Source organism: Pseudalkalibacillus salsuginis (genome assembly GCF_021646685.1).
Classification (GTDB): domain Bacteria; phylum Bacillota; class Bacilli; order Bacillales; family Fictibacillaceae; genus Pseudalkalibacillus; species Pseudalkalibacillus salsuginis.
On record NZ_JAKJHW010000002.1, the window covers coordinates 867,906 to 892,975 of the forward strand.

General features: G+C 40.3%; 26 protein-coding genes and 2 pseudogenes. 3 read left to right on the forward strand and 25 right to left on the reverse strand.

Annotated elements, in window-relative coordinates; genetic code table 11:
• Positions 1–132 precede the first annotated feature (132 nt).
• From L1611_RS09215 to L1611_RS09240, 6 genes are all read right to left on the reverse strand, one after another.
• The gene (locus tag L1611_RS09215) at positions 133–675 is read right to left on the reverse strand and encodes a histidine phosphatase family protein (RefSeq protein WP_236312773.1); all 543 of its coding nucleotides are present in this window, start codon (positions 673–675) and stop codon (positions 133–135) included.
• A 147-nt stretch (positions 676–822) separates the two neighbouring features.
• On the reverse strand, positions 823–1,461 hold the full coding sequence (locus tag L1611_RS09220; protein ID WP_236312774.1) for a response regulator: 639 nt from the start codon (positions 1,459–1,461) through the stop codon (positions 823–825).
• Positions 1,436–3,295 (reverse strand): GAF domain-containing sensor histidine kinase, encoded by a 1,860-nt coding sequence (locus L1611_RS09225; RefSeq protein ID WP_236312775.1) that lies wholly within the window; start codon positions 3,293–3,295, stop codon positions 1,436–1,438. The genes L1611_RS09220 and L1611_RS09225 overlap by 26 nt, the downstream gene beginning before the upstream one ends.
• A 372-nt stretch (positions 3,296–3,667) precedes the next feature.
• Positions 3,668–4,732 carry an SDR family oxidoreductase gene (locus tag L1611_RS09230; RefSeq protein WP_236312776.1) on the reverse strand — a complete coding sequence of 355 codons (1,065 nt, stop codon included), beginning with the start codon at positions 4,730–4,732 and terminating at the stop codon, positions 3,668–3,670.
• 24 nt (positions 4,733–4,756) lie between these two features.
• Complete coding sequence (locus L1611_RS09235) at positions 4,757–5,548, reverse strand: alpha/beta fold hydrolase (protein ID WP_236312777.1); 792 nt, start codon at positions 5,546–5,548, stop codon at positions 4,757–4,759.
• Between the two features lie 295 nt (positions 5,549–5,843).
• Positions 5,844–6,488: a C40 family peptidase gene (locus L1611_RS09240; protein ID WP_236312778.1), complete on the reverse strand. Its 645-nt coding sequence runs from the start codon at positions 6,486–6,488 to the stop codon at positions 5,844–5,846.
• A 172-nt stretch (positions 6,489–6,660) separates the two neighbouring features.
• On the opposite strand from L1611_RS09240, the gene L1611_RS09245 reads away from it, so the two are divergent.
• Positions 6,661–7,503 carry an SDR family oxidoreductase gene (locus tag L1611_RS09245; RefSeq protein WP_236312779.1) on the forward strand — a complete coding sequence of 281 codons (843 nt, stop codon included), beginning with the start codon at positions 6,661–6,663 and terminating at the stop codon, positions 7,501–7,503.
• A 16-nt stretch (positions 7,504–7,519) separates the two neighbouring features.
• Here the strand turns inward: L1611_RS09245 and L1611_RS09250 are convergent, their stop codons facing one another.
• The 9 genes and pseudogenes from L1611_RS09250 to L1611_RS09295 all read right to left on the reverse strand — a co-directional run bounded on the left by L1611_RS09250 (position 7,520) and on the right by L1611_RS09295 (position 15,923).
• Complete coding sequence (locus L1611_RS09250) at positions 7,520–8,065, reverse strand: DNA topology modulation protein (protein WP_236312780.1); 546 nt, start codon at positions 8,063–8,065, stop codon at positions 7,520–7,522.
• A gap of 470 nt (positions 8,066–8,535) precedes the next feature.
• Positions 8,536–8,862 (reverse strand): antibiotic biosynthesis monooxygenase family protein, encoded by a 327-nt coding sequence (locus L1611_RS09255; RefSeq protein ID WP_236312781.1) that lies wholly within the window; start codon positions 8,860–8,862, stop codon positions 8,536–8,538.
• 857 nt (positions 8,863–9,719) lie between these two features.
• Entirely contained in the window at positions 9,720–10,436 is a 717-nt protein-coding gene (locus tag L1611_RS09265; RefSeq protein WP_236312782.1) for an SDR family oxidoreductase, read from the reverse strand.
• Positions 10,437–11,504: 1,068 nt separating this feature from the next.
• Positions 11,505–12,710 (reverse strand): M14 family zinc carboxypeptidase, encoded by a 1,206-nt coding sequence (locus tag L1611_RS09270; protein WP_236312783.1) that lies wholly within the window; start codon positions 12,708–12,710, stop codon positions 11,505–11,507.
• Positions 12,711–13,139: 429 nt separating this feature from the next.
• The gene (locus L1611_RS09275; RefSeq protein WP_236312784.1) at positions 13,140–13,406 is read right to left on the reverse strand and encodes a hypothetical protein; all 267 of its coding nucleotides are present in this window, start codon (positions 13,404–13,406) and stop codon (positions 13,140–13,142) included.
• 140 nt (positions 13,407–13,546) lie between these two features.
• Positions 13,547–13,702, reverse strand: a complete 156-nt coding sequence (locus L1611_RS09280; protein ID WP_236312785.1) for a hypothetical protein — start codon at positions 13,700–13,702, stop codon at positions 13,547–13,549.
• Positions 13,703–13,781: 79 nt separating this feature from the next.
• Positions 13,782–14,186, reverse strand: a pseudogene (locus tag L1611_RS09285) (GNAT family N-acetyltransferase).
• A gap of 54 nt (positions 14,187–14,240) precedes the next feature.
• On the reverse strand, positions 14,241–14,657 hold the full coding sequence (locus L1611_RS09290) for a VOC family protein (protein ID WP_236312786.1): 417 nt from the start codon (positions 14,655–14,657) through the stop codon (positions 14,241–14,243).
• A 402-nt stretch (positions 14,658–15,059) separates the two neighbouring features.
• Positions 15,060–15,923 (reverse strand): TVP38/TMEM64 family protein, encoded by an 864-nt coding sequence (locus L1611_RS09295; protein WP_236312787.1) that lies wholly within the window; start codon positions 15,921–15,923, stop codon positions 15,060–15,062.
• Positions 15,924–16,132: 209 nt separating this feature from the next.
• On the opposite strand from L1611_RS09295, the gene L1611_RS09300 reads away from it, so the two are divergent.
• Together L1611_RS09300 and clpP are read left to right on the forward strand one after the other, a co-directional pair.
• Positions 16,133–16,822: a sigma factor-like helix-turn-helix DNA-binding protein gene (locus L1611_RS09300; protein WP_236312788.1), complete on the forward strand. Its 690-nt coding sequence runs from the start codon at positions 16,133–16,135 to the stop codon at positions 16,820–16,822.
• Between the two features lie 5 nt (positions 16,823–16,827).
• Positions 16,828–17,433, forward strand: a complete 606-nt coding sequence (gene clpP / locus L1611_RS09305; protein WP_322972539.1) for an ATP-dependent Clp endopeptidase proteolytic subunit ClpP — start codon at positions 16,828–16,830, stop codon at positions 17,431–17,433.
• A gap of 42 nt (positions 17,434–17,475) precedes the next feature.
• On the opposite strand, the gene L1611_RS09310 is transcribed toward clpP, so the two are convergent.
• From L1611_RS09310 to L1611_RS09355, 10 genes and pseudogenes are all read right to left on the reverse strand, one after another.
• On the reverse strand, positions 17,476–17,634 hold the full coding sequence (locus L1611_RS09310; RefSeq protein WP_236312790.1) for a glycine zipper domain-containing protein: 159 nt from the start codon (positions 17,632–17,634) through the stop codon (positions 17,476–17,478).
• Between the two features lie 245 nt (positions 17,635–17,879).
• The gene (locus L1611_RS09315) at positions 17,880–18,284 is read right to left on the reverse strand and encodes an SRPBCC family protein (protein ID WP_236312791.1); all 405 of its coding nucleotides are present in this window, start codon (positions 18,282–18,284) and stop codon (positions 17,880–17,882) included.
• Positions 18,285–18,320: 36 nt separating this feature from the next.
• The gene (locus L1611_RS09320; RefSeq protein ID WP_236312792.1) at positions 18,321–19,148 is read right to left on the reverse strand and encodes a DUF3224 domain-containing protein; all 828 of its coding nucleotides are present in this window, start codon (positions 19,146–19,148) and stop codon (positions 18,321–18,323) included.
• A gap of 414 nt (positions 19,149–19,562) precedes the next feature.
• On the reverse strand, positions 19,563–20,723 hold the full coding sequence (locus tag L1611_RS09325; protein ID WP_236312793.1) for an iron-containing alcohol dehydrogenase: 1,161 nt from the start codon (positions 20,721–20,723) through the stop codon (positions 19,563–19,565).
• Between the two features lie 107 nt (positions 20,724–20,830).
• The gene (locus L1611_RS09330; RefSeq protein ID WP_236312794.1) at positions 20,831–21,010 is read right to left on the reverse strand and encodes a hypothetical protein; all 180 of its coding nucleotides are present in this window, start codon (positions 21,008–21,010) and stop codon (positions 20,831–20,833) included.
• 250 nt (positions 21,011–21,260) lie between these two features.
• Positions 21,261–21,461, reverse strand: coding sequence for a cold-shock protein (locus L1611_RS09335; protein ID WP_225065043.1), 201 nt, complete (start codon positions 21,459–21,461; stop codon positions 21,261–21,263).
• 190 nt (positions 21,462–21,651) lie between these two features.
• Positions 21,652–22,099: pseudogene (locus tag L1611_RS09340) on the reverse strand (GNAT family N-acetyltransferase).
• 58 nt (positions 22,100–22,157) lie between these two features.
• Positions 22,158–23,033: an SMP-30/gluconolactonase/LRE family protein gene (locus L1611_RS09345; RefSeq protein WP_236312795.1), complete on the reverse strand. Its 876-nt coding sequence runs from the start codon at positions 23,031–23,033 to the stop codon at positions 22,158–22,160.
• A 3-nt stretch (positions 23,034–23,036) separates the two neighbouring features.
• Positions 23,037–23,246, reverse strand: coding sequence for a hypothetical protein (locus tag L1611_RS09350; RefSeq protein WP_236312796.1), 210 nt, complete (start codon positions 23,244–23,246; stop codon positions 23,037–23,039).
• A 700-nt stretch (positions 23,247–23,946) separates the two neighbouring features.
• On the reverse strand, positions 23,947–24,909 hold the full coding sequence (locus L1611_RS09355; RefSeq protein ID WP_236312797.1) for a hypothetical protein: 963 nt from the start codon (positions 24,907–24,909) through the stop codon (positions 23,947–23,949).
• Between the last annotated feature and the right edge of the window lie 161 nt (positions 24,910–25,070).

A 25,070-nucleotide genomic window follows, 5' to 3' on the forward strand; every position in this document is an offset into this window, starting at 1 on the left:
GATAGTTGTCAGGATAATTGTTTGCAAAATCCCATTTTCAACTGAATCTAGAACATTTAGTCTACAGAGAACCTTAAATGTGTAATTATCTACCCCAATATCATGAAAATGGACTCGATCAGTCTTGATTTTTCATTTTTCCCAAAGCCGCTCCACCTCATGAGCATCATCCTCAAACGAAACAAGGAATACATCAGGGTTGCTGAGCTTTTTCCATTCTTCAAATCCATATGTATCATCGAAATATTTCAGCAGCAGAGTCATCAGGTTTCCATGTGTGACCAGAATGATATTTTGTTCTGTACGCTCCTTCAGATCAATAATCAACCTTTCCGCTCGTTCCATCGCTTCCTCGTTTGATTCTCCACCTTGTAATCTCATCTTCATGTAATCAAATGAATGCCGTAATTTTTCGAGCCAGTCCTCATGATGCTCTGTACTCAAAATCCGCTCTGCCAGGCGGTCATCCGTCTCGATTTGGAGGCCCTTCCTTCTTGCCGTCGGTTCAATTGATTGCTGTGCTCTCGTAAAAGGGCTTGATATGATCCGATCGATCTGGATCGCTGTAAAGAAATCTGCTAATTCCTTTGCTTGATTAAAACCTTCTTCAGTAAGCCGGGCTTCAGGCGGCTGCCCTTCAGCTTTGCAGTGTCTGACGATATAGAGCTTTTGCATAACAAACTTTCCCCTTTCCTTTCGTATTCGAGAATCTTCCGGGGATGGATCAATAAGATATAACTGAACACCACAATCCCCCAAAAATGACGACAATTCCATAAAAAAGCTTCTCTTCAATAAAAGAGAAGCCTCCGTTTCAGATGATCAAGGCAATGGTACAAGCTGATTCTGGACGGCGTAGATAACGGCCTGGGACCGGCTCTTCACGTTGATTTTCTTAAAAATCTTGCTGACATGGATTTTGACTGTTTTGTCACTGATATACAGCCTTTCTCCAATCTCTTTGTTGCTTAGCCCGTCAACCAGACAGATCAGCACTTCCTTTTCTCGTTCTGTCAATTCCGATTTACCAGCTGGTTCACTTTTCTGGTTGTAATAGCCAAGCAGCTTCTTCGTCAATGAAGGATCGATCACAGATTCACCTTTCGCTACGGTCCTGATCGCCTCGACGACTTGGACGGAAGGTGCGTCCTTCAGTAAATACCCATCCGCCCCTTCCCGGATTGCAGCCATGAAATACTCGTCCATACTATGCATCGTCAAAATCAATATCTTCACATCTGGGTAATCCCTCTTTATAATCGCTGTCAGCTCGACCCCGTTTTTATCAGGTAAATTGATATCCAGTAAGACGACATCCGGCTTCAACCCCTTAAGGATCTCTAAGGCGTTGTTCCCATTGACTGCCTCACCGACTACTTGAATGTCTTCTTCCATTTCGAAAATATTTTTCAGCCCATCCCTTAAGACAGCATGATCATCCACGAGCATGACGTTGATCATCTTCCATTCCTCCTTCGAACCCGAGTTTCGGGATCGTTAAATTGATCTCGGTTCCTTTTCCTTCTTTACTATCAATCTGCAAAACAGCACCGACTTTATCCGCTTGTTCATTCATGCTAAGTATTCCGAAGTGCGGATCGTTCTTCGCCTTCACCATCGCATCGAGTAATGAAAAGCCGATGCCATTGTCGGTCACCTTCAGGAGGACGTGTTCCTTCTGGTAACTGAGAAGCACGTTTACTTTTGATGCCTCTGCATGCTTGATGATGTTCTGAAAGCTCTCCTGAAAAATATCGAACATGATTTTCTCCACCATCGTACTCAGAAAGATCGGGTTCCCTCTTTCTTCATAGCTGATATCAAGCCCGGTTTCCTGTTTGATGACATCGATCCGCTTAAGAACCGCTTGTTTCAAGCCGACTCGTTCTGTTTCGTATGGCCTCAATGCATAAATCGATTGTCGGATTTCTGTTAAACTGAGCCGGAGCTTAGCAAGGCTGTCCTTAACAAGATGATGGGACTCAGGTGGTTTTTGGTAGAATTTCCGTTCGGCGGTTTCCAGTTTCATGACTGCTCCTGCAAGCGATTGGGCAACACCATCATGTATGTCTCGAGCAATCCGGTTCCTCTCTTCCAATAAAGTCCGTTTCTCTTGTTCCACGATCAACATCCTCGTTTTTATGACAACCGCGAGCTGGTTCGCCAGGGTTGCGATCGATTGCACATCTTCGTTTCGGAAGCTCTTGCTGCGTGTCCTCGCTACTGCCAGCATCCCAAGGGAGTTCCCTTCAAGGACAATCGGAGCATAGACGAATGCTTTCATCGCTTTATTGAAGCAAGTTGGAGTGAGTCCTGGATCCTTTTTCCTGTCCTGGAATACAAGTGTATCTTTTACCTCTTCAAAATGGCGGACTTCTTTGATGCATTCCCCTTTTCCTTTTATAACCTGTCCATGTTGGAAACGGACTTTCCATTGTCCATCTTCTTTTACCCATAGAACGGTTGCATCAGCTTCCACAAACTCATTCAAGCTTGATCTGATCGACTCCACCCAATCCTTAGACGGCAGCAATCGGTTCAATTCAGTCGAGATGTTGAACAGTGCGTTCAATCGGTTTCGTTCGGACTGTATCCTGACAATAAAAGAGCTCAGCAATGCCAGACCAACAAGTGGAGAGAAAAAGAAGAAATAGGAATAGACATCGACTACACCACGATTCTGATTTCCCAGTATAAGCATGATTGCTATATAACTGATCGAGATGAACGCACTGATCAATTCAGAGTTGAATTTCTTTAACCACAGACGGACAGGGTATACTTGCGGTCTGATCAATAAAACAAGGTCTACAAAGATATTATTGATGACAAAATAAAAGACGGTGATCATCAACATAGACAGCATTGTAACCGGTAGGAATAGTTCTTCTGGGTTTATTATTCCATGTATGAATCGGGAAAGTTGGATTGCTGCTATAAAACTCAATACCAATTGTGAAGGATTGAAAAACAATATTCTTAAAGGACGTCTTTGGGCAATATTGACCGTCAAGACGATAAGTCCATATACAATCACGACTATAGGCAAACCATAAATCAGATACAGGGTGAATACTAAAGGAAAACTTAGTGAGCTATGTCCCTTCCAGACAGCCATAGGAAAGAATTCGGTTATGAAAAGGAAAAGCACGAATAACAGCAAGACGATCAAGTTGTCTGGAACTTCAGCTATGTAGATGGCAATGCCGAATGTAATCAAACCTAAAATTGAAACGGACCTTAAGAACAAATTGGCAAGTGTTTCTTTTTTCTGTAGCTGTGAATTGTCAACCATCCCATCCCTCCCCTGTATTTATAATTTTCTGTTACTTTTTATTTTACCTTGAAACTATTAAACAATAAAGAACATCTACTATAAAAAACCATTTAGACCTATCTGTCTTAAGATGAACATGAAAATACCCGGAACTAGTAAAATGGTTTCCCACTAACCAATTCCGGGTCCAATCCCACCAATGAGGGATTCGTTATCACATTATCTCAAATCCCTGAACCATTACCAATTCATCCAAGGTTATAAATCTCCTAGTACATTCGGTATATGTAAGTTCGGAAGGTGAATTGACCTGCCTAATCCCCTTTTGACCAAGAGGTTTTTTTGCTCAGTGAGGTGCATTCCTTTTAGAGCGTCACCTAGAACTGAATTTTACGCTGGTACAGCTCTGGTCCCGAAATATGCATTGATGATCATTCGGATCGCTTCTTCTGAAAGGTTGAGATGTTCAATGCCAGAACCTGCAATCAACCGTTTTGTATTTCCATCGTCAAAAATGATCGAACTTTTCAAATAGGCTGCAAATACATCAATCATACCGTTAAGCCGCTTTTCTTCCGGGCTCAAATCTTGTACATCTTCATCCTCTACGATCGATAGATTATTCATCTCCAATGCCTGCTGGATCCACGTGAGGATGTCCATGTTTGTTGGTGGGTTCGGATTGGTGATGTTATACACTGTCTCGTTCTCAGCCCTGTACAAAGCGAGGCTCAGGATATTGGCAACGTAGTCGACTGGGACGAAGTTTGATGTCCCTCTCATTGCACCGATGATCCTGTAGACCCGGCCAGTACTTCCTGCTCTTATCGTCCTCTTTTTAAAGACTTCCAACGACCGCATAAAACCGTACAACGTGAATGCCGAATCCGCTTCGCCAGTCTTTGAATCCCCTACGATGATGGCCGGTCTGAATATCGAGATATCCATTTGATCACGGTACGAGTCTACTAGATGCTCAGATTGGACTTTACTTTCCTCATAGGGGTTATTGTAGTCAGCAGCTCGATCATATAATGCTTCAACCCCGACATTTCTTCTGCCGACAGTGTAAGCCGTACTCACGTGGAAAAATTTCTTCGCCCCCAGCTCTACTGCAAGATTGAGAATGTTCTTTGTACCTTGATAGTTTATCGTAAACAATTCATCCCTTAAATCCTCTTCAAATTTTACTAGAGCAGCAAGGTGATAGACAACATCCATCTTCCCGGCTACTATTTTCTTATCCTTTTCCCGTATACCACAATCAGGAGAAGTGATATCACCTTGGACGAGATGGATCCTTTTTCTTTGTGTCCTCGTAAAAGCCGATATGATTTTTTCCGCTTTCTTTTCATTCCGAAACAGTAGGTAAAGGTGATGATCTGTTTCCTCAATCAAGTTTCGTATCAGCTTCCCACCTAAAAAGCCTGTCGAGCCTGTTAAAAATATGTTCAAAAAAATCACCCCTAAAATTATCCCTTACAAAGATGCTGCTTTATCCATATTCTCATCTAAAAATTCCAATGACAATGCGTTGAATTCTTTCGGTTTTTCAATGTTGCACACGTGCCCGCAACGATCGATTACGGTCAGCTTGGCATTCAGATCGCCACTGATATCTTTACGCAAGAAACTGATGAAAAAGTAATCTTCTTCACCCGAAATATATAGTTTCGGTACCTCTTTCGCAATCTGTTGGACGAACTGATACGAATGTGGCACTTTATCGTAAAGATAGAAATAGGACAATAGATTTTTACGGGTCATCTTTTTCGCCTCATTGATGAAAACCAGGCGGGACTGCTTGTGGTTCCTATGAGGCATGAGAATCCTCGCAAATAGCACATACAGCCACATATGGGGAATAAAGCCTTTGACCAGTCTTCCTGTGATGATTAAAAGTTTTGAGGTAAAATTAAAACGCGTGATTGCCCCTGCTAAAACGGCGCTGCTGATCCGTTTCGGATTCACTTTCATCAAATGATGGATGATGATCGCTCCTAACGAAACCCCTACAAAATGCGCCTTTTTGATATGTAAATGGTCCATTACTTTAAAAATCTCACGAGCAATGAGATCAAAAGTCAATTCATCCTTATAGTCATGAACATCCGGTGAGCCGCCATGTCCGGGTAAATGGATCGTTACTACATTATAGCGTTTTCGATAATCCTTAAGCTGTTTATAAAAGATATTGGAGTTCCCGCCGATGCCGTGGATCAACACTACATGCTCTCCTCCAGATTTTTTGAAAAGTTTGTATTCCAGCAATAGATATATCCCCTTCTGTTTTCTGCATATTCATCCATTATAATCTAAAACCTATTCTTATTGTTGATGTTCAAGGAATTATCAAAACTAAAACACATCCATGATTTTACAAGCCGTAACACGGTCTGGAATATTTATTGGGCGGTGGAGTTTTTGCCTTCAAAGAAAACTCGGGCTTTGCCAAGCCTTGGTGAAGGCTAAGCCTTAGCTGCGCTAATATTGAAGAAAGTATTTTATACTTTCTTCAAATGTAAAAAAAGGATAGCCCTTCCAAAGGACCACCCTTTCTGCCAAATTACCGATATCTTTTTGCCCCTATGTAACCATCGCTCCAATAAGAGTTGTTAAGATCGCTTGTTGTGACACCTTTTGATGAAGAAGCATGCATGAATTCACCATCTCCAATATATACACCAGCATGATCAGGTCCATCGCCTTCCAATTCAAAAAACACGATATCTCCAATTGCAGGAGAGCTGACTTCTTTTCCATCCTCATGTATTTGGGAGACGGTACGATCAAGCTCAACTCCTACGCCTTCATCAAAGATATATTGTAAATAACCGCTGCAGTCAAAACCATCGGGTGATTCCCCACCCCATTCATAAGGAGTGCCTTCATATTTTTTAGCTGTTTCGACAATCGCTTCTTTACTGAAAATACTTAAGGCTTTATACGTTTCTTGTCCTGTTATACCGTCTACCGCAAGTCCTTTGTCACGTTGGAATTCTTTCACAGCTTCAGTCGTATAGTCACCGTAAAAATCCGTCGTTTTGCTGTAAGTAAAATACCCTTTTCCCTCTAATGTTTCCTGGAGTTCTTGTACGTCTGAATGCTGCATCTCAGGCTTCAATGTCTGGTCACCAAGTGCCGCATGTCCGACAATTGGATTGAAGGCTACAGCACTTGCTAATGCTAATCCCGCTGTTAATTTTTTCAAATTAATCTCTCCTTGTGCATGGATTCGTACTCGTCCTATGCTAACAGGGGAAAATGACACAGGGATTTTATTTCAATTACAACTGAATAACAATTTCGCTAAATACGTTTATTCCCCGCCTTGAAAGGTAATATTGTATACTTGTACCAAATCAAGGATTGGAGAAAAGTTCATGACAAGAAAAACAGCCATTGTCACCGGTACTTCCAGTGGTTTCGGCATGTTATGTGCTGTCGAACTAGCAAAGGCAGGATTAAGAGTCATAAGTACGATGAGAAAACTGGATAAGGCTGGACCACTGTTGAAATTAGCGAAGGAATACAATGTATCAGAATTGATCCACTTGCATAAGCTGGATGTCACCTCTTCACCCTCTATTCGGGACTTTCGGGATTCGGTTTCAGAGTTTGAGAGTATCGATGTACTTGTGAACAATGCAGGTATTGCAACTGCCGGATTTTGTGAAGAATTGTCTGTGGATGATTATCGGCTGCAATTTGAAACGAACGTTTTCGGGTTGATTGATGTAACGCAGACAGTACTTCCGATCATGCGGGAAAATTGCAGTGGACGCATCATCAATATCAGTAGTATAAGTGGAAGTTTCGGTTTCCCTGGGTTGTCCCCATACACGTCTTCAAAACATGCACTCGAAGGGTTCAGTGAAAGCCTCCGATTGGAAGTGAAATCGTTCGGTATTGATGTCGTGCTTGTCAAACCGGGCTCCTATAAAACGAATATCTGGTCAACGATCGACAATATGACCCTTGACCCGAAATCTCCCTATTTTGCATATATGGAAGCAATTTTAGACAACATCAACAATGAGAAAGAAACACATGGGAACCCATTAGATGTCGCCAAGCTTGTGACCCGGCTCGCTACTCAAAGAAAGTCACCAAAGCTCCGTTACCCGATCGGTAATGGGGTGAAGATGTACATGTTGTTGAAGACCATTTTACCGTGGAAGACATTGGAGAGACTCATATTGAATACACTTTTGAAAAAAAGATAGAATCGTAGGTAAAAACTCAATGAGTAGTAGAGATCTTTCCCTCCATCTTCTTCTCCTGATGGGCGAGTTCAAGGAATAATTCCACATCCTTGTTGCTCTTGAGGATGATCACTCGTTTTTCCTTTTCGAATTGTTCTAGACTTTTAAGAAGTTGAGGGCGGCGGGCCTTGCTGAAATTCCACACGTACTTGAGGAATTCGGAATCGAGTTTCTCAGGACAACCTTCACCCATATCACTTCTCATCTTGTTATGATGGATGATTCTTCTTTTTATGACACGGTAAAAACAAATGTGCCTTGGTATGTCAAGAAACACGATCGTGTCGGCAGCTTGGAGCCTGACATCCATCGTTGCACCGTAATTCCCGTCAAAAATCCAACTATCCTTCTTCACCAGCTTTTCCTGTTTGTTCCGTAGCTCTTCCCTCGGAGTCTCAACCCAGCCGGGATTCCAATTCAGACGGTCTAAATGGATGACTTCTATTCCGAGGATGTTCCCTAATGTTTTAGACAACGTCGATTTCCCAGCACCACCGCAACCAACAATGGCAATCCGTTTCAATGGTTCAACCTCCTCTTTTCTACCCAAGTTACAAGTTGATGGAATTTAATGTTAATCCATTAGTAGTTGAACTGCAATATTTTTTATTTATATGTAGGGATTGATGGGGTGGTTTTCGGTTTTCTAAGTTGCTTGCTTTTATTTGCAGGAATTATTGAATTTGAGATGCAAGAAACTACCCGTATGAGGATGAGTGTCATTAATGTTAAGAGATTGTCTTGTACGAATGTACTCACGACTAATTGGGTTGGTGGTTGAAGAATTTTATCTATATGTAAAATATAAAGTTCATATTCATTTGTCATTGGTACAGCCAACATTTTAACATTATCTTAACTTTGATGTGAGAACTATTGGAATATCAATGGTTCTCACATCATTTACATGTATTCAGTGTAAATATTGGTTTAAATAAAGTTTAATCATTTATGGTGTTAAATTAACGCAGATAGATGTATAAGTTCAAAATATTACATTTCGAAAAAGTTATCTCTTTCTACTTTACAAACTCTAAGTGCGAAGTTTTTGTACCATTCGTTTTTACCTCTATCTTGTGCAACTTGATGCGCTGAATGTTCCTTCCATTTCCTTATCGCATCTAAAGATTCCCAGTATGAAACAGTAATTCCCAGTCCCTCGTCACGGGCACTTTCTACACCTAAGAAACCTTTCTGTTGAGACGCCAACTCTACCATTTTTTCAGTCATTTTCCCATAACCTTTGTCATCCTCAGTTCGTTGTGAAGCAAATATCACCGCATAGTATGGTGGTTGAGGAGTTTTAGCAATTCCACTCATTTTAGTTCCCCCAATATGTTTAATTCCTAATTTAGAAATATTAACATAATTTTAAGTTTCCTTATTTAATCGAACTACTTACGTTAGGACAATAAGTAAAACCGAAATACAGTAGTAAAGTTTTTTATTCTCAAAATTTATCGTAGACCATACCACGTAATTTCAATAATTCATCCTTTAGACGTTTATTTTCTTCTTCAAGTTTTTTTATTGGCAAAATGGAGTGAGGAGTCTCCTACACCTATAATCATACTAAAAATAAACCAATATCAAAAAGTCTTCCATAAAGGAAATAATAGAAGACATAGTATAACCAAAAGCCCCCCAACAATGATCTATACCCGTATTTTCTTAAAGGTTTTTCCATGAATGGAGATGTCAAAATTACCCTGTATAAAAGCTAGTTACATTTAAACCATTAAGAGACGAGGACATACCATCTTGTTCAAAAATAATAGCAATCACAAGAAGCAACATCCCTTGGATAAAACCGGAAATGGCAGCAAACCAGATTAATATTCAAAACAGAAGGGTTTTATTATCATGTATTTTCATAAGTATACCTCTTAGGAGATTTTGATTTCTTGAAAAAATTAATAATCTATTTAACTAATGATTGTCTCATCCAGTTGTTACTGTTTTAAAGGGTGACATTATCTTCTTACATATATATATAAGATAGGGTGTAATTCTGAAGTTAAGAATTACTCTGAATGATAATAAGATGCCAGATAATAAAACAGATTGGTACAATTTCGATAAGCTAAAAACCCTATTTTTTAATGGGAAAAGAGAAATAACGTTATACGATGATACCGATTCTGGTAAATAGAATTTGTACTCTTTCTTTAAAGATGTTATGCATTCGTATCTAACATAGCCGGCATAGTAATTTCTTTAACACAGGATGCTTTGGAAAGGGTTGTAATCGTCTTTACCAATGACACGATATCCTGCACAGGGATTCTCCTATTATTATAAGTGGCTAAGGCCTTTTCGAGCCCTTCCTCATATGGTATTGTAGCAGCGATTTCACCTGGGTTTATACAAGTCACGGCAATTTCGTGTTCCCTTAGATTCTCTCTCAATGAATTCCCAATACCACGTATACCGAACTTAGAAGCAACATATGTTACTTGTTTACTTTCGTTGTTCTCATTTCCATCATTGGAGCCTATCAAAATCACTTTTGCGTTTTTCGATTTTTTTAGGTTAGGGAGTATTTTTTGAGTACATAAGATGGCTGACGTCGTATTTACATAAAGGATGTTTTCGATATCTTTTGGATCGTCCTTCTCAAAATCATAATGTTCCTTAAATCCTTCTTTTTCCCATATTCCTGCATTATAGATGAACACATCAATTGGTACATCTTTTAACTCAACCGCAATTTGATCGCTTGAAGTGATTTGTGATAAGTCAGCTTGTATCCAGGTCCTATGAATACCATCATCAAGTTTCAAACTTCTAGGACGGTTTCTGGAAACAATCCATACATGATCTCCTTTTTCAGGTAGCCCTTTTACGAAAGCATCACCTAATCCTTTACTTGCCCCAACAACAACAAAATTCATTTTAACTCCTCCTATAATTTAAAAGTAAATAGTTTGGTTGCTTAAATAATAGCAATTATTATTTGGAAAATACTCCGTAAAAATGCTGATAATTCCTAGAACTTTAGATTGAATCAGAATTTGACTGTTTATTGATGTACTAATAAGGTTAAAGAAATAAAGTAGATTCAAAGTGGTATGCCAACACTAAACTAGACAACTTTTTAAAAGGCGTAAAAACCGTAGCCAAATCAAGACTAAACTGAAAAAAGAATAGAAAAAATAAGTCTTACTTTTTGTACATGACCACAACAGCTTTCCTTGTACCCGTACCATGAGCTACAACCCGACCCACTGCAAATCTTGCGCCCTCCTCTGACGTCCCATTTATACGGTTTAGACCCGGTTGTTTAAGAAAATGAAAAAGACACCTGCCGATTACCGATATAGCGTCATGGGATCCTCAATGTTTTCTTTCTTAACAGTAAGTGTATTCAGGGGGCTAACGCCAATTGGATACGTCTCGATTATGTATAAATGCGATTATGTCCAGTACCGTTTTAACTGCTGAAAGAAGTTTTCACTTGACCCAACAAGAATTGATCAAAACGATGTTACCCTCTTCGTTTTTTTTGAGGGTATACGCAATCTTGAACTGTACCCTTGAAAATTGACAGTTTAATAAAAAGTCCTATGGAGCTAAGAGGAGACCTCAGAATTGTTACGGGTTCATCTTTTGTAATCCCCATTAGTACCTTGAGGAATTGTAGTAGTCCATGAAATCTTCTACTTTCGTACCTGTGTGAATTAACACAAAAAATCCCGAATAGTGGACTTTTTTATAAGTGTCCATTATTCGGGATACAGTTCATTAAACTTGGTAGAGATTTTTTTATTACGGAACAGATATTTAACTCTATAACCTTTTATAGAACAGTTGTCCTTGCTTCTTTTTACTCAGCCATGTACTGGTCCCAGTACAAACAACTGATTACCTATAATGAAAGTTATACGTTTCTCAGGGAAAAATCAGGCGGAATCCCTACGGAATTTCCCGGAAATCAGGACTGAAGAGTAATAGAGTTTCATTTAAAATCCATAGTTTTGATCGCGGTCTGTCAAAGGAATGTCATTGTACTCATCAGCATCTATTTCATATACGTCACCGGATGCCACACCGTTAATAATGCCATAAAGGCCTGTTTCAACGGCCTTCACTAACTGTCCTCTCTTTTTCTGCCCGAAACTCTGGGTTTGCCCGGTCACTTCAAACAGGACTGACCCGCTTCCATTCATAGCGAAAGATCCAAGAGCTGTTCCGGGAAGGTCAAGACCTTGTGGATAGAGCGAAATATTGCCGAATGGTGAATTACCCATTTGTTGAAGGGCGTCATATGCCGCTACATTCAATTGTTTAGCAAACTCTCCATCATATTGATCAGCATATTCACTGTACTTTGCTCCCTCTGGAGTATCCGGGTCTGGAATGAATTGTCCAGAAATGGAAAGGGTTACAGGTTCTCCGCTTCCTTCAATATTATAGATCCCTTGATGATGGAGGTCGACGAACACATCGACTTTTCCAAATTGTCCTTTCAAATTTTCATATACATCCCGTACGGTTTGAGATTCAGGTGTAATATACCAGCCAGGTAAAGATGAGTTGCCCGGAAAATCCTCTGCTTGAGGCATATAATCAAGGTCTGGGTTAAAATCACGATTGACATCGAATCCCGGATTGGAAGCATAATCCCAATATTGATTCTGGTAGGTATAATAGTTCCAAGAAGGTTCAGAATCGCTTAATTGAGGAAATGCTTGGACAACTTCATCCCACGACATTTCATTCCCTCTGCGGTCAAGTTCTGCTGCATCAGGGTTGACCATCGGCATGGCCACGATTGTGACTTCCTCCCTGATCTTTTCTGCTTCTTGAGAGTTGTTGGATCCAAGATATTGAAGAATATTCAACAAAGCCGCCGTACCAGTCTTTTCGTTCCCATGTATTTCACTTTGCAGCAATAACACCTTATCACCTGTACCAACTGTCGCCGTGTAAATTTCTCGTCCTTGATTTGAATAGCCGGCAACTTCAACATCCACTTGTCCATTACTGGTATTCTCAATCTGTTCTAGCCTCTCACTTAATTCTTCATGACTGATAAATCCTGAAATAGCATAGTTTTGATTTTCCGGAGTCCCAGATCCTTTACTTTGGGCATCCGTATGGACAGGGCTGAGCAATCCTGCAGACAATACGAGTGAACTGAATACTAGGGCGATTTTGTTCTTCATTTGCACTGAATCCCTCCTGAAATATATTATATTTGTACTTTCTTCTTCAAATTTCGATCTCCTTTTTATTGTCGAAAAACACAACATTTGTCATATAAGAGTGAAATAACCAGGACATTTTGGACGAGTGATAAGTCATATAGATAGATTTTGTCGATCACATTTATTGGGCTAGTCTTTTATCGTTTAGGCATAAGGGAAAGTTTCGCCACTAAAATTTACAATATATGCTAATATTTAAGTGTAGTCTACTACTTATAATATCAGTCAAGGGGATGGTATCGGGGTGTTTGAGACATTTTTAATTTTACATATCATAGCGGGGCTTATTTGTTTATTTATTGGGCTTATTGCTGGAGCAGCCAGGAAAAGAAAAGGAGTCCATACCCGTTTTCTAGTGTGACCATTTTGTAGGGTCGATCGAATTTTTCAATCTCTTCGGTTGGTATAATAAATGGCAAAATGATAAACGTCTTTATAATACAGATCGTATATTTCTTCTATCGTCAATCGTGTATCTTCCACGACCCCTCCCCCTTTACTACCAATAAGACGTAAATGTTCAATGTTTGTTTCAATTTCTTTGTAAAAAAATTCAAGATAGTTTTTCTGCCGTTCCCCACTAAAAAAGCGATTACTCATATTCGTAATCGCAGCTATCAAACTTGTTAAAAGGACTGTGATCATACCTGACAAAATTGGCTTCCTGTGAATTTTTACCCCCCCCGCATCTTTTCTAACTTTCAATTACAAAATCTGCTTTTCAACCGGAGAGACTGTTTTTATATAGAACTCTACGGCCTTCCAATATCTGTTTTTGACTTTCTTAACTGTCTTTATGAGGCTGCACTTTCGCGGTGAAATTGTTTATTTCTTGGACAATTCAAATAGGCTACAAAATCAAAGTATTCTTTCCATTCTTCCTTACCAGTATCATATCGCTTTTTCCGTTCAACAATATGGTCATCGATATGGATGATCTGACGGGGCATCCTCTTACTTTTTAGACTCTGGCAAAGTTCCTTTGCATATTATTCAATTTACCATCTCCAGAATTGTTTTCAGTCTGCCTTATAAAGTCTTTACTAATAAAAGTTCATCACGAATAGGTATTCCATTTGCAGCAGTTAGAGGGATTTCAGGTTTGATTCTCCTGGATTTTTCTACTGCATTCGGGAATACCTGAGTGAGTCAATCCTTCGTTTTGAGATACCTCTTAGTTTCTCGGATCAACGTACTTCCAATCCCCTTATTTTCTTGGATGCTGTCCAGTGAGATAATTTCACATTCATCCTTTTCTATGATGTAGGTAAACAATCCGATGATTTCACCATTACCGTCCAGGATTGTAAAACCGTCTAGTGTGTGACAATCATAAGTTCCAGTTGAAAGGACCATTCGTGGACTCCCCCATTGTTTTATGAAGAAGTCTTCTATTTTCTGTTTGTTTAATGCTTGTGTTGAAACAATCTCCATAACCAAATCCCCTCTTATATCCAGGAGTCTGAAACCTGAATGCTTTGTGCCATCTTATGTAATCTGATATTTCTCTTTGAACTCGGGACTCAGTTCACTCCACACATCGAATTTGTTTCCATCTAAGTCATAAAAAACGAAATTGCTCCCTGTATGGCCGCGGTCTTCGATTTCCCCGACTCTCATGTCCTGATTAATGAATTCTTGATGAAGGCTTTCGAGAGCTGATAATCCGTTCACTTCAAAAGTTACAGAAAACCGCTCATTCCCACCCGCATCCATAAAATTGGCAGTCTGGTCTTTATCTGATTTCACAAGGAAGAAGCTCTGATTCGCAAGATTGATAATCGCTTTATTCTGATCGATGTAAGTTGTTTCGGCTCCTAATTTTTGTTCATACCATTCAGCTGAGCTCACTACATTACCTACAGGGATATAGGTAGTGCCTACTCGTAATAGTTTTCCATTCATTTTCAAACCCCTTTCTCACTTTTGGTCAAGCCTTCAAACAATCCAATAAGGTTTCCATCTGGGTCCTCAAACGTCAACCAAGCTGCACGGACACTTTCTATTTATCCATAAGTCGTTTTCTTTCTTTTTTAATGTCAGTTACACCCATTCGAATAGGACCGTTACCGACCAAAGGACTCCCTTTCGCAACCTGGACCCAAGTATCCGGAAGCAATGTGGTATGAAATTTGGTTTTAATAGGATCCCATACCATTGCACTTCCTTTTCAAAATCCGTTACCCTGATTTAAAATGTTACTTCTCTCAAATTCTCCATGGTTGAACCCCTTTGAATTCGATTCATTTAAAAGTTCCATAATCCCCTAAAATTTCCTTCCTACTTGCTGAAAAACTTCACAATCGATCAATTTGCTTTTTGATGCTTTCCATTTTTTTTATATCTTTTGAAGAGCAAAGACATTACGTAGAGAAAGGCCAGGATGACCGTACATCCAAATACCAATTGCGGACCAGTAAGGGGTAGCAACTGTGCAAGATGAACAGAATAAGCTAAGAGTGTAGAGGTCAAAAGCTTTGCGATAGAAGCAATGATGAAGAATTTTCTGAAGGCGACAGCTCCGATTCCAGCACCTACACAGATGATTTCATCCGGAAGGATCGGGATGATGAACAAAAGGATTAAGATTGTCGTTTCATTTTTTTCGACATACGCTTTGTATTTATCTAAATGTTTTTCTTTTACCAGCTTAGATATGAGCTTCTGTCCACCATAACGGGCAATGAAAAACATCGCGATAATTCCTGACATCGTACCAATGAAACCTAATATCGCAGCAGAAAACGGGCCAAAAACAGCACTCCCTGCACCGATGGTTACAGCTTCCGGGATCGGAAGGATAATCGGTTGTGCTAAACAAATCAAGAAGAAAATAAACTTTGCTGACGGTTCATATGCCCTTAGTACATTTTCAATTCCATAAGTGTCTGTCAAAGCAACAAATTTTGTAAAGTAATAAATGAGGAGTAGAATCAAAACAAAAGAACATAAGTAGAGTAAGGCAACTTTTGTAACCTTCAACAACTGCCATTTTCGATATAATACAAATAAGACATCAAGCAGTAAAAGTACAAACACCAAAACGACTAGACTCCATTTGTATACAGGCATCATCGTTGGCATCGTGCTGGTAAGCAGGTAAACGATCAAACCGCATAATGACAGATGCAAGATGATTTCTGAAGGCAGTTTATATTTTTGTTCAATCAACTGGTTTCTCTCCCTCATAAATATAAGCTGAAATTATTAGTGTATTAAGTATAGGGCTTTCTTAACAGGTCCAAAATGAACTTCAAATGTATTTTTGTCTCAGCCCTCAGACGTAGTTAAAAAAGTTATAAAATAATAATTAAACACCCGTATCTTTTTTCCTCTTTTATTCGTTATAAGGGTAGAGAGGAGCTAAAGGAGTGAGAAAAATGTACGCCAGGCCTGGCATCCATGTAAAAAATGATAAGGTTGAAACATTGGAGATTGATGATTTGTATCTTAAGCTGAAACGTTATTGCCACTTCCTTTCCCAAAACAAATGGGATGGAGAAGATCTTGCCCAGGAAACGATATTCAAAGCGGTGGAGCGTTATGGAGACAGAATCGAGTTGAATGGCCCATTGTTGAAAAAGATGGCCTACAATTTATGGATCGACCATCTTAGGAAACACAATCGTGAAGTACTCGGGTTGATGCCTGAAGAAAACAAAAGGGACATGGACGATATTGACGATCTTATAGAAAAACTCGTCATGGAGCTGACGCCGAAACAGTCCGTCATTTATACTTTGAAGGAAGCATTCCGATATCAAATTTCCGAGATTGCTGGAATTTTCGGGATGACTGAAACAGCTGTCAAAGCAATTTTAAATCGAGCTAGAAAAAAGCTCTCGAAAATCTCATTGGAAGAAAATGACGATTCAGTTCAAGTAACGGGGCATGAACCTGAAGAGGATGATTATCGCGAGTTGACAAGTACACTGATCCAAGCAATCCGTTCAGAGGATCCGTCTGTGCTCATCACACTTATACCGACATTCTTCCCGGTTGAAACCCAGCCGAAGCTCAAGCTCATGAACTTTTCCTCTCCTTCAAGCTCCCTCTCGATGGCAGCTTAAGCTGTATAACGAAGGAGGAAAAGAGTATGGCAACCATTCCTTATGTCATTGAACAATCGAGCCATGGTGAGCGTTCGTATGATATATACTCTAGATTATTGAAGGATCGGATCATCATGGTAAGTGATGAAATCAACGATCATATGGCAAACAGTATCGTCGCACAATTGTTATTCTTAGCGGCTGATGATCCAGATAAGGATATTTCCCTATATATTAACAGTCCTGGTGGATCGACCTCTGCCGGATTTGCGATTTTTGATACAATGCAATACATCAAGCCTGATATCACCACCATTTGTACGGGAATGGCGGCATCATTCGGTGCTATGCTGTTGTTAGCAGGGACCAAAGGAAAAAGGTATGCACTCCCGAACAGTGAAGTTATGATTCATCAACCTTTAGGAGGGGCGCGTGGCCAAGCGACAGAAATTGAAATCTCGGCAAAAAGGATTTTGAAGCTTCGCGAACATATTAATAAGATCATTGCAGAACGAACCGGTCAACCCATTGAAAAAGTGGCAGTGGATACCGATCGCGACTATTTCTTGAGCGCCCAAGACGCCAAGGACTATGGGATCATTGACGATATCATCCAATCAAAGAATTGATCGAAAAAACGGCAGTCATCCAGCTGCCGTTTTCATATGGGGTCATTTCTTTTTCTTATTTTGTGCCATGTCATAAGCAATTCCCAGGGCTACTCCTATCCCGATTCCGATTCCAATATTATCGATCACCAACCCCAAAACTACACCAATCCCAGTTCCGATCGTCAGCCCGTTGTTGGATTTTAAAGCTTTTTTAGACAAAACAGCCCCTCCTTATGAAATTTGCCTGCTATTTTTTCTGTCTGAGAGGGCCCGAACTTGATCATTGCACCATTCTGCAAATAAATCGCACTAAATCCGAGAATAATTGCTTCATTTTCAGAAATGATGGCACAGTTTTAAAATTGAATTACGCGGCTTTTTAAAATAACTGAGCTGTTCTTGAATTGCACGAAAATAATATGAACAGCACAACCTTAGTGATTATTGCACCAAATCCATTAACATCAGACAAAAGAGGTGTCTTCAAGTAATTGTTTCAATGTATCAAGATCTTTTTGGACCTGAAACACGTCTTGGTTGAACTGTTCATCTGACATCATTGGCTCTTGGAAAATTGTAAATATGACTTCACAACCTGTACCGTTCGGAATCACCCGCATCGGTACCATGATAGACTCTTCTGGAGAAGGTGTGACAAAGTGATCCAGTATGCCGAATTCATTTTGATCGACGAAACGGATGTTCATCTGCCCGTCTACAGTCTCAGCGATCCACTGGTCATTCACCTTTTTCACGGATTCGAAAAACGACCACTGGGGCAGGTTTTCAGGGTTGGATATGAAGGAATATGCTTTATTGACACTACAATCGATCGAAATGGATAACGTTCTTGTATTTGATAAAGCCACTTTGTCACATCCTTTTGCATTTTATTTTAAGCCTCACTATAAAACTTTATCCGTCTCTTGTAATCCTGCTGCTTTCAGAGCTTTGTCAAGATCGTCGAACCTGGAGATGAAAGCTACTTTCCCATCCCTCACTTTAATGACAGAAGCGACGTTCGCTTCGCCTGCAGTCCTTCCTTCTTTTCCATTCCATCTCGCCAGTTGTTCATAAACAAGCAAGCCTTTTCTTCCGTAGATGGATAGAGTTTCGAGGGTCAGCCCGGTCCGTTCCAGCCAGTCCACTAGCAGGACTTTCCCATATCCAGAACCTCTGGGGCCTGAAATTTCAATGGTAGGAGAGGTTATTTCCGATAAGGCATCAACATCTTGTGTATTGCATGCATCAATCCATTTATCGGCAACATTGATCTCTTCCTCAATGAATTTGTCCTCTTCTTCTTCCTTTTCTTTTAAAAAGGTTGCCATTTCCTCATCAAACGAATATTTGAAGGTGATCGAAAAAGCATCCGAGTCACTTGATTCCACATTAATCACCCCATCGATTCCTTTCAAATCACCTGTTCCCGATTGGGGAATTACTTTTTGCGTAGAAGCCAAAACGCCATTTTCAAACGTTCCAGTGTGCTCTAAGACGAAACTGCCGATCCGGTCCCTGATACTGCCCGTAAATCGCTCGAGGCCATATATGGTGGCTGATGTTTCTGTAAAATAACATTTCAATTCTTCCAGTATACCTTCGCCTTGAAGATCGCCTTCGTAACTCATTTCGAAATGACCTTTCGTCAGCTTAGGCCCACCTTTCATGTCACTATAAGGGATCTCACTTCCCCGTTTGATTTTTATGATTGATGTTGCTTGTCCATCCATAGTCAAAAACCTCCCCTTTGATATTAAAAAAGTAAATCATAAACGACGAATTCAAAAAATGATAAGAGGCAGGATCTATTCACTGCTTTTCGCCTCCTTATAGTAATTCGGAGAGAGTAAAAGCATTTCGGCATAACTATGGTAATTTTTTAAATAGGATTTGATATTCTTTATAGTCAGCGAAATTCAATCCCGTTCCGCGGATGATACGCAAGCCTCCTCGCTACGGGGTCTCGCTCCCGCAGGAGTGTTCACGAATTTTGCTTAAGGAATCTTCTATCAAAAATCAATAGTAAAATTTATCAAAGCCTTTAAAAAATCATCGCTGTATTTGCTAATTCGATTTCTAAAAGGATTTTCCTTTAGATATCGAAAAAAAGAACGCCATCATTTTGTGATGACGCCAGCTTTCTTTTAATTGCTATAGGCTTTTCGGAAAAGCCGGAGGTAATCGTCTTTGTTGATTTCTCTGGCATTACTCGGTGTAGAGCCGTTATTATAGGCTGCTTCTGATAAGTAATCGAAGTCATCTTCACTAACCTCAGGTAGTGAAGAGAATGTTGGAATTGAGATATCTTCAGCCAGCTGCTTCATTTCATCTACTAAAAGGGTTGCTGCTAGCTGATCAGGATCTGACTCCTTTGCGATGCCGAGCGTCCTTGCAATGGTCGCATGTTTCTGGATATCTGCTTGGGCATTGTATTCGACGATGTATGGCAGGAACATGGAATTCGCCACTCCATGGGGCGTATCGTATAACCCTCCGATTGCTTCTGCCATGCAATGGACAGAGGCAACATCCGCATGTGAAAAAGCCATTCCTGCAATTGTGGAGCCGATCATCATATTGTAACGTGCCTCTTGATCCTCACCAAATTTTACGGCCCGTCTCAAATTCGGATAGATATGCTTCATTGCTTGTAAGGCTAACCCGTCAGCAATCGGGTTCGACCGTTTGCACGTATACGCCTCTATAGCATGGACAAGCGCATCCATTCCAGTCGAAGCCGTCAGATGCGGAGGCAAATTATATGTAAGTTCAGGATCGACAATCGCCAAAATAGGTGCAATCTGGACTGACTTGATCGTGAACTTTATTTTTCCAGCAGTATCAGTTATGACAGAAGAACGTGTCACTTCAGCCCCGGTCCCTGCGGTCGTCGGAATGACGATCAGTGGCGTCACCCCTTCCGGCACGTTACCCCGGCCTGCATAATCCTGAGGACGGCCACCATGGACACGGAGGATCGCAATCGCTTTTGCAGAATCGATAACAGAGCCTCCGCCCAATGCTACAATTGCGTCTGCTCTGAATTCATACGCTGCTTGCCCACCTACTATACAATCCACATCTCTAGGGTTCGGTTTCACCTGATTGAAAACTTCAGTCTCATAACCTTCTGTTCTCAGAGTTTGTTCCAGCTTACCAACGAAACCCGCCTGTTCGATACCAGGATCGGTGACGATAAAAATCCTTTTTCCCTTGACGGCCTCCTTCACATATGATCCTGTTTGCGCTAACACACCATTACCTGCCTGGATTTTGGTCGGCAAATTGAACTCGACTAATTTCATACTTTGTCACCCCATTCTATTCATCTCTTTATGATAATCGAAGAATCAATCTATTTGCAGCAAAAGTGCTTGCAAAATAAAAAGCCAGCAAATGTGCTGACTATAAGTTACTTATCGATTTTCTCAAATTCTTCTTCAAAATAAAATGTACTTGGGTGTTCATCGACGATATAGGAGTATCTCTTCATATTCTTCACATATTGCCATTTTCTGATGGTTACGGATTCACCCGTTTTTTGGATTTTTACAATATCCCCAGGTTTGAATAGATTGTTTGAACGTTTCAAAAGATCACTCCCCTTCTAAGTCCATTATACCATAAGGTTTCAGCTACATTTTCTTGCTTTTTCCCTTATTCCTTTTAATTCACAACAAGCTTTTAACATTTTTTCATGAACAGGAGAAAATCTATGGTATAATTCGGTTGAACCATTTAATTTTTCCTGAAATATATTGGGCTGGCACATATGTGTCAGTCCACTTTTTATGTACTAAAAAACAGACCCTGTGCAGGATCTGTTTTGAGTTCATTGTCAGTTAGACTTTTTGTACGTTTGAAGCTTGAGGTCCGCGTTGTCCTTCTTCAACTTCAAAAGTAACTTCTTGACCTTCGTCTAAAGATTTGAATCCTTCTGATTGGATAGCTGAAAAGTGAACGAATACGTCGTCTGCACCTTCACGCTCGATGAATCCAAAACCTTTTTCTGCATTAAACCATTTTACTTTACCATGTTCCATTTTTGTTGCCTCCTAGTGCTCTTTGCACATTGTTTTTCCTATTCTTGCTCAAAACTAGACGTAAAGTTTTCACTTTTAACTATCCTATAGATCGAACAAAAATAACTGTTTTTAATGATAGCAGTTTGTGCTTAAAATAGCAAGTTCTTTAACATATACCCAATAATTTGTAATGTTTGTAACCTTTCCGCTATGAAACTACATATTTCAACAAAGGCAGGTTTCTATCCGCGAAAACTGTCGATGGGGTTTCGCCAATAACCACTGCCCCCATTCTTTCATAGAACCCTTTTGCATTTGGGTCGCTGTCGATCGTAAAATCTGCTGATGTCCAGTTCCTTAGCCTTGTCTACCACATGAGACCATAGTATTTTTCCATACCCTCTTCCAATGAACTCTGGATTGAGATACATGAAATCCAAGGCAGCCTGTCCATTCTTAATTAAAAATGCAAAGAAACCAAGCATTTTTCGATCTTCTTCCATAACGAAAACATGATTCTTAAGAATATAATTTTCATTGATCGAAAGTGCATCACGACAGGCTAAAATGAACTCTTCTGAATAATCCCACTGCGCTTTTGACAGCAATGCAAGATCACTTAATAACTGGGCTTCATCAGGTTTCGCCCTTCTGATCGTTGCTATAGGACCAGGCCCCTTTTACTTTTTTCATTACCCTGGTATTAGATAAAGCTTAGCCTCCGAACTTCGGGGAAGGGATTCCATTCACTCCGTTAAGGGTGACTTTAAATAAGCCTCCAGCATTTGGATAGGTTTCAAGCTGATCTTTATCCATCCCTTTTCTAGCAGTCGTAATGAACAGCTCATTCAAGTCCTTCCCTCCGAAGGTACAACTGGTCACATTACACGCAGGTACTGTAATTTCTTGCATCTTCTCACCAGTCACTGGATTCCACCGGGATACTTTTGAACCTCCCCAGTGGGCAATCCAAAGCATATTGTCAGCATCAATCGTCATCCCATCTGGTTTTCCTTCCTCTTCTTGAACAAAGATGACATCCTTAGGTTTCTGAATCCCTCCTGTCAGTCGGTCATACTCATAGCGGACGACCTTTTGCGTTGGCGTATCGATATAATAGAAGTATTCACTGTCTAATGACCAGACTAAACCATTCGAGTTACTAACATCAGCGATCTTTTTGGTGACGCTCAAGTCTGTGTCTAAACAATAAAGAGCAGCATTTCCGTCACGATCCTCGTCAATCGTTCCTGCCCAAAACCTGCCAGCAGGGTCGCATTTCCCATCATTGAAACGATTACCGGGAAGATGGGATTCAGGGTCATGTATTTGTTCGCGTTCTTCCGTTACCAGATTGATCGAATAGAAACCATTTTCAAGTGCGGCGATAACACCTCCGGATTTTCTTGGAACAATCGCCCCTGGCATTTGGTCCAATTGGATTTTTCGATTCATTTTCGCTTCCGGGTCATAGATGAAGATCTGACCTTCTTCAATATCGACCCAGTACAGCGTTTGATTTTCATGGTCCCAACACGGTCCTTCCCCTAGGGTTGCTTTCGCATCTACTAGCAGTTCAACATCAGCCAAGGTTCAGCCTCCTTGATTCCGGGTGACTTTTATAATTGCGTTGTTAGGTGTATACCCTTCCTTTTCCCCATTTAAAAGGTCTCCACTCTTACGCTCAACTTCGGCATAATGGACTTTATTCTCCTTGTCTACAAGGATGAGCAATGAGATGTCATCCCTGAGTTCAATATTGCTTGGATCGTCATAAGAAAATCCCAATTCGTCGTTAATCATACGCTCAGTCGTATACGGGTAAAAGACATATGCTTTCGCCCACTTGAAACCAGAGACCTCATTTAAGTCAATTTATGTTACGGTTTCATCAGAGAGTTTGGATTCAATCGTCTTTTCCAAATCTGTTTCATAGATAGGGCTTGATGATTGGCAGCCAAGAAGCATAACAAGGAACATCAGCAAGATTGGATGTTTGATAGTCAGAATCCCTCTTTTCTTAAGGCGGTTTTCGTATAGATTGTTGTCTTACAATTTGAGAAATATACTCGCTTTTCGCGGCAATCCGCAAGCCTTCTCACTTGCTCAGGAAGTGCTGGGTTTGACGTTCACCAAAGGACGTAGTAATTTTCAGTCGAAGATCCCTAACGTGTAGGTCACTGAGAGGTCTCGCTTAGCTTGCTTTCCCGCAGAAGTCTTGCATATTTCCCCTGTTATTGGTTTCATCTCCTTATCTATAAAAAGAAAACAGCCTTGCTTACAATCAATCCTCCCCTAAAATCAAACCTTTTCGATCGAGACCACTGAAAAAGCGGGAAACCGATTTTGAGGTACTCATGAAGGCGTTATGAGACCCTGAAAAAGTGGAAACCCGATTTTGATGTACTCATACAACCCTTTAGGGAGACTGAAAATGAGAAAAATGGAATATGGGTTTCCTAAAGGGGCAGGTGGTGAACGTTGAGTAAGGAGGCGTATATACTTATTCAAAATAAGTATATTTTCCTTGTCCTGTTTCGATCAGATTCTTTTTCTCGGTTTTGATTTCTTCAATCTCTCGCCTTTTCTGTGTAACTTGGCCTTCTAGATTCGATAGGACAGCCTTTATTTGACGGTGGTGCGTTTTTGTTTGATCCAGTGATTCTTCGATCCTACCTTGTACCATCCAGTCTGCGATCAACCCATCAAAGAAAAAGTCAGCGAATTTCAACAGGCCTGGAATGTTCACCTGAATATCTGCCTCTCCCTCGATATCTGATAGTTCTTTTTGAAATCGGCGCATCCTGCTTTGGGCTTGATGGATGTGTTCTGTGGCCCGGTCCAAATGGCTATGTTTTACCGCACCTGAGATCGCACCTCCACCAAGCAGGTCGAATGTTCCCCAACCTTTCGCTTTCTCAAGGAATTCCACGGCTTTCTCAAGGGATTGATTGACCAGACTACCGGCACTCACCGCTTCATTCAATTCATTTAGAAAAGCGATCATATCCCCTTCAAGCTCTATAAGTTTATCCAACTGAATGGATGTAGGAGAGGTATTCTCAAGTATGTACCTTTCTTTCCGCTGAAGGATGTCGGAATATTCGTTTTCGACATTTCCCAGTAATTCTATTTTTTTAGTTAATTCATCGATTGTTTGGTCTATTTCATCCTTTGATTGTATTGCTTCCTCTAATTTCAATTGGACTATGGCTACTTCTTGTTTTTCCTTGTCCAACCGTTCTTCCTTTGTCCCTTTTAACGTTAATAACCATCTGGTTACACTTAATCCTTCCATTTTTTCAACATCAGCCTGTTCCGATGACAGTTTTTCCTTCAAGTCGGCGATCATATGTTTAGTTTCAGTCAACTCTTTTTTATAATCGATCAATTGCTTTTTCCATTTCTGCTTCTTTCTAAGCTTTCCTTTGACCGATATGAGTTGTTCGTTAAGCTCTTGAACCATGCAAATCCCCCCTTATATTCTTACTATTACGTACGGGGGTCATTGAAAAAAGTTCCAACGCTTTGACCATTTTTAATCGCGGATTCTTGAACGATCACCATTTTTTACTTGTCATTTCGTTTAAAAAGTGTAAAATTACACTAAATATAAGTATTTACTCT